Here is a 13,624-nt window from a genome sequence, read left to right as displayed (position 1 = left end):
AACCCAACAAAAGAAAGCCGCCCCACGTGACCACTGAACGACACCCCACCGATCAGCCTGCAGCGCTCGCCGCCGTGTACCTGCGCGAGGGTGAGAACGGTCCCGCCGCAGGGCCCACATTCTTCGAGGAGGTCGGCGGAACCCCGTTCTTCGAAAAACTCGTACACGACTTCTACGTGGGAGTAGCCACCGATCCGGTGCTGAAGCCGATGTATCCCGAAGAAGATCTCGGTCCGGCCGAACACCGCCTGGTCATGTTCCTTGAGCAGTTCTGGGGCGGTCCCGGTACCTACAGCGAGCAGCGCGGTCACCCCCGTCTGCGACAGCGGCACATTCCCTTCAAGGTCAACCCGGATGCCCGCGACCGGTGGCTGGGCCACATGAAAGTCGCCGTGGACGCGGCCAATCTGCCGCCGTTGCAGCGGGGAATCCTCTGGGACTATATGGAACGCGCCGCCTTCGCGATGGTGAACAGCTTCGAGGAGTAGGCGTTCCGGACTCGCACCTGGCAGCATTTCCGAGCCGAAGATTCCGGCGCGCTTTTCGACCCGCGGTTCTGACGACCTCCGAGCTGCTGAGCACATTGGGGCCCAGGCCTGCTAGGGGCACCAGGGTGGATCAGTGCTGGGGGTATTGGCGCGGTGGGTGTGGGCGGGCCGCCAGGTTTGGGATGGGTCCCAGAGTAGTGGTCCTCGTACCTGGGGTCGGCCGTTGCTCATGCGGATTTTCCATCCGGCGGTGTCGATGGTGTGGTGGTGGTACCAGCAGAGAAGGGTTCCGTTGTCGATGTTGGTGGGCCCGTTCTGTTGCCACGGGATGACGTGGTGCACTTCGCACCAGCGGGCGGGGATGGTGCAGCCGGGAATGATGCAGCCCTCGTCGCGGGCGGCGATCGCGGCGCGTTGCTTCGTGCTGAAGCAGCGAAGTGTGTTGCCGAGGTAGAGCACGTCACCGTTCTCGCCGAGTAGCACCTGTTGGTAGNTAGCACCTGTTGGTACCCGCCGGCGCAGATGAGTTCGCTCACTCGGCGGAAGCTGATGGGGGCTTCGACGCCGTCGATCCAACCCACGCCACGGCCCTGTTCGAGGTCGACCGCATTGATGTGCACCATCACAGTGGGGGCGGCTCCGCCCAAACTCGGTGTCTGTGGGGCGCGGGCGGCGGATTCAAAGATGGAGCGGAGGATGTCGGCGCGTTTCTCCCCGCCGGTGCGGCGGTCGCCGTCGAAGCGGGTGTCGCCGCTGAATGGGTCGTCACTGAACGACTCGATGTCGGTGCCAGTGCCGGCCCTGCCGTCCAGCAGTTCGGTCGGCACGAACCTGGGCGTCGTCGACCGGGCCGACAAGTACGTGTCGAAGAGAGTGTCCATGATGCCGCGGAGCTCAGGTGTGACGTCGGCGCGTAGCGGGTAGAGCCCGTTGCGGAGCAGCCCGAACGTGAGGGTGCTTTTGCCTTCAATAACATCGTCGTTGGGGGCGGTGCCGTCGGGGTCGAGCCGACCCTGCCACTCCATCGCCTGCGCCCGCAGCAGATCGGGCGCGAAGCGAATCCCCGCCCCGGGAAGCCCGGCCGTCTCCGCTGTGATCGCGCCAGTCGCCGACGCCACCAGCGCGCGTTCCACGTGGTCGAGGTCGTCCTGCAGGACTTTGCCGTGCAGCGCGGTAAGCGTGGTGGCGATGATCTCCGCCGACTCCACCCCGAGGTCGCCACTCTCCAGGCCGACGGCAATAACCGGATACCGGGCCGGCACCGGCAGGCCAAGCGGGGTGCGTTCCACCGCGGTCTCGCCAAGCTTCAGCCGGCGTTTCGCTTCGCGGGCGGAAATGCCAGCGAGTTGGGTGATGAAATCGACGCGGTTGCGGCATCCGTTCTTGTAAGCCAGCGACCCACTGCCGAGGTCGGTTTCGGCGCGGGCACCGATGTCGGTGGTGGCTCGTAGTCTTGCACCATCAACCTTGCGACCGAGACCCTCAAGGGCCGCCAGCACCGCGACGGCTTCGGTGTCGTCAAGCTGACCAAACCGTACCCCGTCCACAACCGAGGCCAACAACGCACCGGCCTGAACAATGACATCGACCCGGGAAAACGATGGCTCCGGCACAGAACCGGATGCGGCGGGCGGGGCGGTGAGGGTCATGGCGGCGGTGCCTCCTTCACCCACAATTATACCCAGAATCGTCCCCAGAAGCGAGAGAAACTCATAAGTAGACCGAGATTCTATAGGAACTGTCTGCGATCCAAGAGAATCGGCAAACGAGGTGTGAACCGCGACGGGCAGAGCTGGAACGTGCGCTGGATCTTTCTCCCTCTCATCGAGGAGACGACCAGTCACAACGGCCATGCCGACCTGCTCCGAGAGGCCATCGACGATACGGTCGGCGGGTAACCCTAGACCATAAAACCATCAACACGACACGGTCGAAGCCCTCCTGGCGCTACGGGAATGCCCTGTCGGTAGGGGCGAAGGCGTCCCAGGTCATCAGTAAAGCGTCAGCCGCAGCGTTTAGTTCCTTCGCCGATACCCCGTCTCGAAGTTGCGCGGAAATACCGATAAGAAATCCGTAGAGCATCGCCGATAACGCGGATGAGTCGGTACCAGAGTCGAGCTCGCCGCGTTCTATGGCGCGCTCGACACAGCAGCGTATGCGCTGTCGATCCTGACCGCGGCGGGCACTGACAATTTGGTGCGCCCGCACCGGGAGACCGTTACCACCGATGGTCGCCGCCAATGCTACGAGGCACCCTCGCGGATGAGCGGGGTTAGCTGCATCGCGATCGAGCCATGCAAGAGCAGCTCAACGGCTTCACTGCCGCGCAGGTCCACGTCACCGACGACGTCGGTGACTCTTCCCGGCCCGGAGGCGTAGCGCGCCAACACCCGTTCGAACAGTGACTCCTTGGATCCGAAGGCGGCGTAGACGCTCGCTGACGAGATCTTCATGGCCGAGCGCAGTTGGGCCAGGGACGTGCCCTCATAGCCCTGCGCCGGATACGCTCAACGAATCGTGCCGCCCGAGCACGCCGGACGCGCCCTTGCAATCGCCATGACCGGCACGCCGATCGCCCTCGCCGTGGGCACTCCGCTCGGTTCCTGGCTCGGAACCACATTTGACTGGCGTTGGTCTTTTGGCGCCATGTCGTTACTGTCGGTCATCACCATCGTGCTGGCGGTTTTGCTCGTACCCGATGCGGCTGGTCAGCGGGCGGCAAGCCGCATGCCGCTCAGGGCTGTCGTCGGCATCGCCGGTGTCAGTGTCATCCTGCTGGTCGTATTTGCGTGGATGCTCGCCCACAACATCCTCTACACCTATCTCTCTTCGTATCTGCGGGCCGCCGGCGTGGATCTGCCGATCGACCTTGCACTCGTAGTATTCGGCGTCGCCGCACTGATCGGCATCTGGGTCACCGGAGCGGTGGTCGACCGTGCGCTTCGGGGTCTGGTGTTGACCAGTATTGTTCTGTTCTGCGCGGTCGGAGGAATCTTCCTTCTCGGTCATCGGTCGCTCGTTGCGGTACTCATCGCGCTCTCGCTCTGGGGCATCGCCTTCGGAGGCGCGGCGACGCAACTCCAAACAGCCATGCGTGAGGCGAGCGGGGCGAATGGCGACGTCGCGAACGCCCTACTGACCGTGTCGTTCAATCTCGCCATTTTTGCGGGAGGCGCGATCGGTGCCGTATTGATCGACAGCCACGATGGTTTAGTCTTGCCCGGCGTCATGATTGCCCCCGCGCTTGCAGCCTTGGTCGTTGTGCTCACCTCGCGTCGTTCCGCATTCCCGGTTGGACGATAAAGGCTCCAAACGACTACGGCGACCCGCGCACGACGAGTGGGGTCGTCGGAGTATTTCCGCACCAGAAGACGCGCCCGCTCCCGGACGCCGCCCAAATATCCCGTACACAATGGAGAACACCATGGAAATCGGCGCTTATAGCTTCGGCGACACCCAGCGGGGCCCCGACGGTAGCTCGCGCTCGACCGCGGAGGCGGTCAAGAACCTGTTTGATGCCATCGTGCTCGCCGACCAAGTGGGTCTCGACTATTTCGGCGTGGGTGAACACCACACCGCGTCGATGCCGGCGTCCTCGCCCGGTGCCCTGATCGCCGCCGCCGCGGCCGCCACGACTCAGATCACGCTCGGGAGCGCGGCCAGCATCATTGGAACGGATGACCCGGTGCGGGTCTTCCAGCAGTTCGCCACCGCCGACGCGATCTCTGGCGGCGGTCGTATCGAGATCACAGCCGGTCGGGGCTCGTCGGTCGAGACGTTTCCACTGTTCGGATTTGATCTGAACGACTACGACGAGCTGTACGCCCAGAAGCTTGACCTGCTGCTGACGCTCAACAACAGCCGGACCGAAAACGTGACTTGGTCTGGCACCGTGCGGCCGCCGATCCCGAACCTGGCCGTGGTTCCGCGGCCTGTCAGCGGTTCACTACCCATCTGGATTGCCACCGGCGGCAGTGCGCCGTCATCGGTCCGCGCCGGACGCCTCGGCCTCCCCATTTCCTACGGAATTATCGGCGGCCAGCCACACCGTTTCGCGCCGCTAGCCAACCTGTACCGGCAGTCAGCTCAGCAGGCCGGCCACACCGACAACAACATCAAGGTTTCGGTTGCGACCTTTGGCCTGGTGGCGCCCACCAAGCAGGAAGCGATCGACCGGCTTTACCCCGGGTGGGTCAACCTCAACCTCGAGATGGGCAAGCTGCGCGGCTGGCCGGCGCCGCAGCGTCGCGACTTTCTGGCCCAGGTCGACGCCCCGAACGCCTATTTCGTCGGCGACCCGGACGACGTCGCCGAGCGCATTGTCGATCTACACCGCCACCTCGGTCACATGCGGCATTTTCTACAGGGCGACCACGGCGGGCTCCCCCAGGAACACCTGCTCGAGTCCATCGGCCTGCTCGCCACCGAGGTCAAGCCTCGTGTTGCGCGCCTGCTCGCCGCCAAATAATCGCGCGACGCCCTGCAGGGCGGATTTCACGCCCCATTTCGTGTCGTAAAACATTCGTAACGGGACGGCGTGCGATTTACTGGGGTGATGACCACAACGGATGCCGCAGCGCGAGCCAGAGACACCGGCGCGCAGCGCCCGCCACGACCAAGCCTCGAAAGCCAGGTCCAATGAGCGCGGTCGAAGTCGCCCTGACGATCGCGGCAGCGCTCGGAGCCGGCCTGGCCGCAGGCGTCTACCTCGCTTTCTCCTTTTTGGTCCTGCCCGCCTTCCGCATGCTTCCCGCTGCGGCCGCAGTGTCCGCCATGCAACGCCTCAATGTGAGCGCGGTTCGGGCACCGTTCATGACGGTCTTTTTTGGCGGCGCCGCAGCATCCGTCGCTGTGATCGTGCTGCAACTCACGTCAGACGCGCCTGCCGGACCCACGCGCATTCTTGGAGCGGTTCTCGCGCTGGCCGCCGTCGTGATCACCGTCGTGCGTAACGTTCCGTTGAACAACGCCCTCGTGCGTATCGACGCCAATGTACCCGGCCTGATTGCTGCGTGGCAGTCCTTCGACCGGAGCTGGTCTCGGGCCAACTATGCACGTGCGACCGTGTCCGTCGCAGGCGTGATCGCTCTGATCTTCTCGCTCACCTGACCGGCCGTTCAGATTGCGAACGGCCCATCTACCAGGACCGACTGCCCGGGTGCCGTGGCGTACCTGCGGTCATCGGTGCGCAGGGGGTCGGCACGATAGCGTGGAGTTAGGTGAAGCGGTTTTGTTCACCTCGACCGTTCTGGGGGCTCGTATCCGTAAAACATTCGCTGTGATCGCTCTGATCGTTTTGGCCGGCGCTTTGTCGGCCTGCACGGCCGCACCGCCGCCCACTCCCCCGAACATCGACCCGGTCCCGTCCGAAACGGCGACGGCAGCAGAGCCCGACCGCATCCTCATTGGCGCCGAGTCGACCGATGTCGTTGATGAGAACGGGAACGTACTGCTCTCGCTCCGTTATTCCGAGGACGGCGACGAAGCTGTCGCTGCCGCCGTCAATATTCTCGGTGAGCCTCAGGGAACGCATCATCAGGACGGCTCGAATCACTACCCGGAGATGGATGGGACGTCGTGGGGCGGTTTCGACATCGTCGTGAACCGCTATTCGAGCGAGGCAATGCCGACCGGGGAAGCACGCTGGTACAAGCCGGCATTTAGTGTCCAGGCCACGGCGGCAAGCACAAACGGCGGTATCGCCATCGCTTCGGTGGACGAAATCCGCGTTGGAGACGCATTTGACGTTGCCGCTGAAGGCCCGGACACGAAACGCGTGCACTTCGACGATGCGTTCGGCGTGCGCTCGGTAGCGCTCGACCTGCCAACGTCATTCCCGGGCATCATCGCCGATGCCGGGCTGGAATTGCCCTACGGCGTCATTGCCCAATCCGATCAAGGGTCCATTGACATCACCCGAATCGTCGCGCCGAGTTATCTCTTCTCGCTCGCCTAGGTCCTTCACACACATCAGGAAACGGATGTGTGTTCCACCGCAGTCCCGCTGCTGCGGCATCGTCCACCTGTGTAGCAATATCTCCCACTAAGAGAGCGTGCGCTGCAGACGCTCGTCGAATTCGGCCGGGCGCGTGAGGAGCCAGCTGCCGACTGCGATGATCACGGGTAGCCCAAGAACGAGCAGCGCAACCTGGGGCCACGGCTGCGCAAAGGGCAGCCGGCCGACCAGCCCGAGCATGGTGGGCCCCAGCAGGCCGAGGATTCCGCCCAGCACCGCGCCGGTGCCGGCCAGCAGCACGGCCTGCCAGAAGGCGACGGTGCGGCGCAGCCCTGAATGCGCGCCAATCGCGCTCAGCGTCACGTCGTCGCGGCGCCCATCAGCCCTGGCGAGCCCCAACGCGACCGCAGCCGCGCCAAAGGCGACGAGTGCTGCCCGGCCCCGCCTCGTAGCGGGCCACGAGGTCTGTGCCACCCGTGAGAGAGCGGAGGGATCCCCACAGCTGGTCGTAATCGGCGTCATCTAACGGTCCAGCCGGGGAGGCGAGCACTCGAAAGGTGACTGGCTCCAGGCCGTGCGATCTGGCGGTCGATTCCAGCATGAAGACACCGAAATGAATCGGATGCGCCGGCTGTTGCACCACAGCATCGATCGTCGTGGTCGATAGGGGCGCCACCTTCTGGTTCTGGTCGTCGCCAACCCGAGTGCCAGAGCAGAAAGGATGACCGGTGCAACGAGCAAAGCTCCGAACTGCGCCAGCACCGGTCCGACGAGCACGAGCATGATGGACAGCTGGTAGAGCGAGCTGTTCTCGATGACGCCGGGCGCGGAGAAGCTCGCGGTCCCCGCAAGCGCGCCGCCGGCCGTCATGGCGACCCCGGCCACGATGATCGACACTCCAATCCAGCGGCGGCCGGTGCGGTGCACGACCTGGGGGCTCCGTGCACCGCGCAGGGCAGCCAGTACGTCCAGGCGAGACGCCATCCACGGCGGGAGGAGGGCGGCGATCCAGCCGATGAGCATGGCGAACAGGGCGATACCAATGAGAATGGGTATCGACAGGTGGTAGCCCCAGTACTGCACGGCGCTGCCGTCACCCGTGACCGCCATGAATAGCGAGCCAGAGAGGACGCCGATCGCGACACCGACAATGCCGCCGGCAAGTCCCAGCACCAGACCGCTCGCGGTCACGATCTGGAACAGGGTGCGCCGGTGCCCGCCGACGCTCGCGACGGTCGCCAGAGTGCGCTGCTGTTGCCGGGCACCGACGGTGAACGCTGCGCCGGCCAGAAGGGCGACCTCCAGAATGGCGAAGGCAACGCCCACTGCTGTCAGCGTCACGACCGTCGTCGCCGCGCCCTGCAACTCAGCGGATGCCTGCAGCTGGTAGCTGCCAGCGGGCGGAGGATTCAGCAGCACCGACTTCGAAAGTACGACGGCCCCTGACTCGTTCAGCTGCTGCACGGCCGGCCAGTTGAGGGCGTGGTCGAACAGGTAGAAGTCGTCCTGACCGGCGCTGGGCTGGCTGTCGCCGGTGAACGCACCGAGGCGCCCGAACACGGCGATCTTGGAGTCGGGATATTCCGCGACATCCAGCACGCCGACCACGGTGACCGAACGCTGAGGTTCAAGCAGAGTTGCCCCGTCACCGAGCCCCACGCCCAGCCGGTCAAGTGCGGCTGCGGTGACCAGGATTTCATCGTTGGCCTGGGGAGCGCTCCCATCTACAAGCACGTATTTGGGCTCGAACTCGGCGTTCCAGGTCTCGCCCTCGACCGCGGATATCCCGGCAATGCCGGTGGCGGTTTCAATGGTCACGTCCGCCGAACGCAGGGCGATGAGAGTCGAATCAGCCGGAACGAGGGTGGCCGGATCAACCAGCTGGGCATCCGCCTGGGTGTTGACAGGAACACCAGCGGAATCCATCTCGACCTGATGCCACCCGGGCCGAGCGGGGGCTCTGAATCATCGACGGATCGGGGCTGCTGATCATGTTGATGCGGGCGTCGGCCTGGCCCAGTTCGACGGCGATCGTCTCGTCAACGGTGGGCACCATGCTCAGCCCGACCAGGGCAACGCCACTGAGCCCGGCCACCGGGATGGCGACCATGGCGATGATGAGGGCGCCCATCACCGCGACCATCTCGCCCGCCATGATCGTCAAATCGATTCCGGCCAGGGCAGTACGGGCAGTTTCGCCGTGTCCGTACTGACGCGAGACACCGTCGAGACGCAGCAACTCGGTGCTCATCGAACAACCGTCCCATCAGTCGCAGGCGTGTCGGTTCGCGCTGGTCGACCGCGTCGGCGCGGCTCGGCCAGCGGTTCGCTCGCGGCCAATCCCCGGGCTTTCGCTCGAGCCAGCCGAGAGCTGGAATGATCCAGCCAGCGAATTTCGGCCTCAGCTTGAAAGATCAACGAGTCGATCACGAGCAGCCAGGCGAGCTAATCGGTGGATTCGGGGTCATCCCCGCTGTTCTTTGCGCGGGTGAGCTGCTGCAACGTCGTCATGGTCGACATCCGCTGCACCCGCACGATTTCAGCAATATCAACACCGGGCAGCGTCACAGCAACAGCCAGCTTGATGGCCAGTTCGTCTCGCGTCGTCTCCGGGCACTGCACCGGGGAACGCAACCATGTGGTCACCTCGACGTGACCCGCAGCGGTGATCGAGTAGAACACGTGGCCGTCGGTGTCGGTGTCACCCTTCACTATCAAACCGTCGCGTTCTAACCGCTCCAGCGTGTTGTAGATCTGACCGACGTTGATTGGCCAGGTCGAGCCGGTGCGTCGCTCAAACTCAGCGCGCAGCCGATACCCGTAACTGGACCCCTGATCGAGAATGGCAAGAATGCTTTAACGTACCGACACGACGACTCCCCAACGATTTCACTGCACGATGCTTACATGCCGAGTACATACACACTCGACATGCATTCTTGATCCTTTAGGAGCTGGTCTTCAATCAACTGTCTATCGCTGGCGGACCATCCGATCACCAGCAGACGCTCGCTACCTCGTGAGTGATTTCATTTAAAAGATGGATCTCTTCTTCGCGAGTGAGGCCTGATCGGCGCTCCCGGTCGAGTCCGCGTTTTCGTTCGTCAGCAAGAACGTCCTCGAGGACTTCCTTCAGGTTTCGCTCGGTTCCGCCAGCGGCGACGAATCGGCTGCGGCTACGCCTCGCAAACGCGTAGTCACTACGGGGAAGCCATAAGGGCAGCGAGCGGGGTCCGGCCCAATAGCTGACGTTGTGTTCGATCAGCCAGTCATCGTCAACCGAGATGAGGTTGCCAGTATGACTGGCCACCTGTGCTGCGGCCAGCACAACCGTGGAGAGATTGTGTTCACTTCCGACGGCGTTGTACGTGCCGGTGAGGCGTCGATGCCCGGCACTGATTATCCACGCGGCCAGGTCCCGAACATCGATGTACTGTATGAAACGATCACGAACGTTCGGCAGGAGAACGGATTCGTGCGCAGCCAGGGCTAGCCGCGCGACCCAATAACCAAATCGGTCGCTCGGATCACCTGGCCCGGCAATAAGACCCGGTCTCGCGATGAGCAGGCGGTCGCCAACCGCCTCGGCTGTGACTCGCTCAGCGGCGACTTTAGCCTGTGCGTAGTCTTCAAGGTCGAATGTCTCGACGAGGGAGGCGTCTTCTTCGGCTCCTGGATCAGCGTTACTGGCATACACGGAGACGGAGGAGACCAGGGTCCAGTGCTGCGCGCAGCCGGCCAGAGCAACGAGTGCCCCCGTGACCAGGTCGGGCTCGTAGGCGAGCTCGATGATTTCATCCCAGGCGACGCCTGCGACCAGATCGTAGGCTCCCGGTGTTTGCCGGTCAGATCTAATAAACGTCACACCGCCGGGGGCCGATCCAGACTCACCTCGAGCAAGGCACGTTACGTCCTGGCCAAGAGAAACCAACTGCTCAGCTATCTCGCGACCGAGCCAGCCCGTCCCGCCAAGAATGAGTGTGCGCGTCATAGCACCCAGTCAATCGCACCAGCCGCTGAACTAGCGCTGGTTTCGCCCTAGGCGCAGTGACCTTCACCAAGAGTATGCCGTCACGCTGTTCCCGAGCCGCAGACCCCTTGATGCGGCCGAAACCGAGTTGGGGCTGCTGGCCGCTGATTGGCGGCACGTCCACACGTGTTGGTACGTTGCCAGCATGGGGAAAATAAGCGTCGTTCCAATTATCGTCTCGGGTCTTGCCATAATTCTGGTGCAAACGGGGTGTTCGAGCCCGGCTGCGCCAGCTTCGTCCGGGCCGTCGACATCACCAACAGCCGAGTTGTCATCAGCGCCGGCTTCGCGGTTCGATGTAACCTGCGCCGACTTGGTGTTGAACGCCGAACTCGACGCTCTGTTCGGTGCGAACGGCTACGAGCCGCGATCGAACTGGGCGCCATCCGTGTCCCCGGTCACGTATGCCGTGCAAAACACCGGCGGATTAAGTTGTACCTGGGGCAATGACGACGCGCCCGTGGCTGGCATTCCCAATCCGGCATATGACGAATTGACCGTACAGGTACTGCCCGATGCCACGGCCGCGCAGATCGAATTGCATGTCGGCGATCATCCGCTCGATGACGCCCAGCCGTTCGGAGACTCGTCCGGCACGACCTGTTTCGCGAACGCCCGCCTGTGCACGTCGAACATCGTCGTCGGCGACGCTTGGATCGACGTGTTTCTGCAGGGGGTGAACGTTGCCGATCCAGCATCCGACGCCGACGTTCTGGCGCTCACTTCGCCGCTATTAAGCGCGGTTGCCGTACGGATCTCCGCCGCCGCGGCCTCGAACACCGCGCCAGCCGTTGCCCCCGTCGCTGCGCGCACCGACTGCCAAACAATCTTGCCCGCTGCGACCGTGCAGTCCGTCTTCCAAACGGCCGAGCTGCCCGTGCACTCCACCTATCACAGCGGTGGTTGGGGCGTCATGACCGGAGCGGCAACACTCGCTGGCGTGACGCGCTGCATCGTGGGGCCGGCCGGTTCGGACGCGTCCCTCGCTAACCTGGAGTTGCTGCCGCACGGTGCGTGGGCCTTCGATCCCGCCCAGGTGCAGAGCGCCGTATGGAAGAACCATGAGGCCGTGAGCGTCGCGGGAGTCACCGAACCGGCCTACCTTCTGTGCCCGATTGGCACGGTCTCGGCCTGCGCGGTCGACTTCATCGTCGGCGACGACTGGGTGCGACTGGGCACGTTCATCAACGGCCAACGGCCGGTTTCCGACGCCGATCGCGGCCAGGTACTGGAGCTGGCCGGTCACGTCGCATCCGCTCTGGAGTGAAGTCGCGGTCGAGGACTGCCAGCGGAACACCCCTCAGGGCCATGCACTCGAGGTAGCGCCGGTCAGCCTAATCGGCGAGCGGCCTCGGCAGCGGACTCGTGGGCGGCCGCCAGCTCGTGGTGTTGCTTGGCGATCTCGTCGGCGGGCGCGCCGAACCGTTCGCTGAGCGTGCGGGTGGCCACGATTGTCTCGAGCATCATTCCGAGGGCATTGCCCAGAATGAGACTGAGAGCGGGAAGCGCGTGGTCGTCAAACTCGGTGGAAGTTCCCGTGTCATAAACCCCGCCGCGGGTCGACACGAGCACGACCGGGCGCCCGGCCAGCGGCTGCTGGCTTGTGCGGTCGTCGAACGAAGCCGTCACCGCCGGGAGATGGATGTAATCGATCCACGCCTTCAGGGTCGACGGCATCGAGTAGTTGTACAGCGGAACGCCGATCAATAGCACGTCCGCCGCGACCAGTTCCGCGATGAGTTGTAGTTGCAACGCCTCCTGCTCCGCGCTCGGGCTTGCAGCGTTCGGGCGCAGCCGGGGCGGAAAATGCAGCGCGGCATCCGTCAGGTGGGGTAGCGGCTCACGGTGCAGGTCACGGTAAACGACGATGTGATCGGCGCCGAGACCACGCCAGGTATCAGCGAAGGTCGCGGTAATCGCGCGCGAACGTGATGTGCTGAGATCTGCGGACGAGTCGAGATGCAAAAGTGTGGGCATGGCCCAAAGCCTAGAGGCAACGATCCCATCGGCGCCAAACCATGGGCGGAGCGCACACGGAGGCTGCGGCATCCGCTCTCAGCAAGCGGATGCCGCAGCTCGGCTACTCCTCGTGCTCGCCGCAGCGCGGCGCGGCCAGGCTGAGCGTCTCGCCGCGGAAAAATGCGGGGCGCACCCAGGCCTGCACGATCATGATGACGACGCCGATCAGGAGAATGGCCATGCCGAGCACGAAGACCAAGCCGAGTCCGAAGATCTCGGAGCCGCTGCCGTAATTCAGGTCCATGCTGTCGACCAGGGTCGTGCAGAGCAGCACCGCCAGAATAATGCCGCCGATCAGCGGAAACACGAAGGTGAAGAAGGCATTCCTCACAGTGACAAACCACTGCCGGCGAAAGTACCAGACGCAGGCGAACGCGGTGAGGCTGTAGTAGAAGCAGATCATCATGCCGAGCGTAGTGATGGTGTCCCAGAGCACGTCTTCGCTGACGAAACGCATGATCGTGTAGAAACCGGCGGCCACGACAGCGGAGGCGATGGTGGCATACCCGGGGTTGAAGAATCGCGGGCTCACCTTGGCGTGGTCGGTGGCCAGCTGAATGGTCTGCGCGTCGGCGCCGGGGCGGTCGATCGCGACGAGGGAGACCAGCCGAAGGGGGGCATCCACTGTGCGCGCCAAGCGGATGCCGGCCGCCAGTAGTCCGTCGGCGCCCGGTTTGGTGCCGACCGCGCAAGTCACCCGGCCGATCGGTTCGTCGGTACCCATGACCCTGGACCCTTCCGGAGCGAGCGCCACTGGCACGTGCGCAGAATGCAGGAGCCCGTTGGCGACACTGCCGATCGCGAAGCGCCCGAGCAGTCCGTGAGTGGCCGCGCCCACCACGATCAGGTTCGCCTGCAGTCGGGCGGCAGCGGCGGGCAGCCCTTGGGTGAGGGAATCGGCGTGTTCGAGGTGGGTGTGCACCGAGATGCCGGCGGGCACAAGGGTGAGCGCTTCGGCCAGCCAGGCCTCGGCCGTCTCCAGCAACAGCCGGTCGTAGCCGGGATCGGCGGGGGTGAGTGTGGCCCGGTCCCCCGCGTTGAGCACGAGCACGACGTCGAGCTCGGCGCCCGGCGCGCGGGCGAGGCGCACACCGAGGGCGAGGGCATCCGCTCCCGCCGGGGTGGGGGTTA

The 13,624-nt window shown here is 64.3% G+C and carries 14 protein-coding genes and 3 pseudogenes; 7 read left to right on the top strand and 10 right to left on the bottom strand.

Annotation, left to right across the window (positions count from 1 at the left end):
• The first annotated feature begins 80 nt into the window (after positions 1–80).
• Positions 81–488: a globin gene (locus CXY70_RS03745; RefSeq protein ID WP_104191104.1), complete on the top strand. Its 408-nt coding sequence runs from the start codon at positions 81–83 to the stop codon at positions 486–488.
• A 111-nt stretch (positions 489–599) separates the two neighbouring features.
• On the opposite strand, the gene CXY70_RS18610 is transcribed toward CXY70_RS03745, so the two are convergent.
• Positions 600–818 carry a hypothetical protein gene (locus CXY70_RS18610; RefSeq protein ID WP_369851704.1) on the bottom strand — a complete coding sequence of 73 codons (219 nt, stop codon included), beginning with the start codon at positions 816–818 and terminating at the stop codon, positions 600–602.
• Positions 716–2,137: a DUF222 domain-containing protein gene (locus CXY70_RS18245; RefSeq protein ID WP_158250898.1), complete on the bottom strand. Its 1,422-nt coding sequence runs from the start codon at positions 2,135–2,137 to the stop codon at positions 716–718. Before CXY70_RS18245 ends, CXY70_RS18610 begins: the two co-directional genes overlap by 103 nt.
• A 123-nt stretch (positions 2,138–2,260) precedes the next feature.
• Here CXY70_RS18245 and CXY70_RS18240 point away from each other — a divergent pair, with 123 nt between their 5' ends.
• The gene (locus CXY70_RS18240; protein WP_233205720.1) at positions 2,261–2,386 is read left to right on the top strand and encodes a DUF664 domain-containing protein; all 126 of its coding nucleotides are present in this window, start codon (positions 2,261–2,263) and stop codon (positions 2,384–2,386) included.
• Positions 2,387–2,731: 345 nt separating this feature from the next.
• On the opposite strand, the pseudogene CXY70_RS03720 reads toward CXY70_RS18240, so the two are convergent.
• Positions 2,732–2,971, bottom strand: a pseudogene (locus CXY70_RS03720) (TetR/AcrR family transcriptional regulator); the annotation flags it as partial.
• Between the two features lie 28 nt (positions 2,972–2,999).
• On the opposite strand from CXY70_RS03720, the pseudogene CXY70_RS03715 reads away from it, so the two are divergent.
• The 4 genes and pseudogenes from CXY70_RS03715 to CXY70_RS03700 form a co-directional block, all read left to right on the top strand.
• Positions 3,000–3,791 (top strand): annotated as a pseudogene (locus CXY70_RS03715) (MFS transporter); the annotation flags it as partial.
• A 121-nt stretch (positions 3,792–3,912) separates the two neighbouring features.
• Complete coding sequence (locus CXY70_RS03710; RefSeq protein WP_104191039.1) at positions 3,913–4,956, top strand: LLM class flavin-dependent oxidoreductase; 1,044 nt, start codon at positions 3,913–3,915, stop codon at positions 4,954–4,956.
• Between the two features lie 170 nt (positions 4,957–5,126).
• Positions 5,127–5,597 (top strand): anthrone oxygenase family protein, encoded by a 471-nt coding sequence (locus CXY70_RS03705; protein ID WP_104191038.1) that lies wholly within the window; start codon positions 5,127–5,129, stop codon positions 5,595–5,597.
• A gap of 169 nt (positions 5,598–5,766) precedes the next feature.
• The gene (locus CXY70_RS03700; RefSeq protein ID WP_146066046.1) at positions 5,767–6,444 is read left to right on the top strand and encodes a hypothetical protein; all 678 of its coding nucleotides are present in this window, start codon (positions 5,767–5,769) and stop codon (positions 6,442–6,444) included.
• Positions 6,445–6,531: 87 nt separating this feature from the next.
• On the opposite strand, the gene CXY70_RS17720 is transcribed toward CXY70_RS03700, so the two are convergent.
• From CXY70_RS17720 to CXY70_RS03675, 5 genes are all read right to left on the bottom strand, one after another.
• On the bottom strand, positions 6,532–6,966 hold the full coding sequence (locus tag CXY70_RS17720; protein WP_158250897.1) for a hypothetical protein: 435 nt from the start codon (positions 6,964–6,966) through the stop codon (positions 6,532–6,534).
• On the bottom strand, positions 6,967–8,370 hold the full coding sequence (locus CXY70_RS03690; RefSeq protein WP_104191036.1) for an ABC transporter permease: 1,404 nt from the start codon (positions 8,368–8,370) through the stop codon (positions 6,967–6,969). It lies immediately after the preceding gene.
• Complete coding sequence (locus CXY70_RS03685) at positions 8,318–8,695, bottom strand: hypothetical protein (RefSeq protein ID WP_104191035.1); 378 nt, start codon at positions 8,693–8,695, stop codon at positions 8,318–8,320. Before CXY70_RS03685 ends, CXY70_RS03690 begins: the two co-directional genes overlap by 53 nt.
• A gap of 194 nt (positions 8,696–8,889) precedes the next feature.
• Positions 8,890–9,288 carry a PadR family transcriptional regulator gene (locus tag CXY70_RS03680; protein ID WP_369851701.1) on the bottom strand — a complete coding sequence of 133 codons (399 nt, stop codon included), beginning with the start codon at positions 9,286–9,288 and terminating at the stop codon, positions 8,890–8,892.
• A 151-nt stretch (positions 9,289–9,439) separates the two neighbouring features.
• Entirely contained in the window at positions 9,440–10,435 is a 996-nt protein-coding gene (locus tag CXY70_RS03675; protein ID WP_104191034.1) for an NAD-dependent epimerase/dehydratase family protein, read from the bottom strand.
• A 352-nt stretch (positions 10,436–10,787) separates the two neighbouring features.
• On the opposite strand from CXY70_RS03675, the gene CXY70_RS03670 reads away from it, so the two are divergent.
• Entirely contained in the window at positions 10,788–11,741 is a 954-nt protein-coding gene (locus tag CXY70_RS03670; protein WP_146066045.1) for a hypothetical protein, read from the top strand.
• A 62-nt stretch (positions 11,742–11,803) separates the two neighbouring features.
• Here the strand turns inward: CXY70_RS03670 and CXY70_RS03665 are convergent, their stop codons facing one another.
• The gene (locus CXY70_RS03665) at positions 11,804–12,451 is read right to left on the bottom strand and encodes an FMN-dependent NADH-azoreductase (protein WP_104191032.1); all 648 of its coding nucleotides are present in this window, start codon (positions 12,449–12,451) and stop codon (positions 11,804–11,806) included.
• A 103-nt stretch (positions 12,452–12,554) separates the two neighbouring features.
• Positions 12,555–13,601 (bottom strand): annotated as a pseudogene (locus CXY70_RS18605) (universal stress protein); the annotation flags it as partial.
• Positions 13,602–13,624: the final 23 nt, after the last annotated feature.

The sequence above is a fragment of the Cryobacterium sp. Y82 genome (assembly GCF_002929495.1).
GTDB classification, from domain to species: domain Bacteria; phylum Actinomycetota; class Actinomycetes; order Actinomycetales; family Microbacteriaceae; genus Cryobacterium; species Cryobacterium serini.
This window is presented reverse-complemented; position numbering and strand designations above follow the sequence as displayed.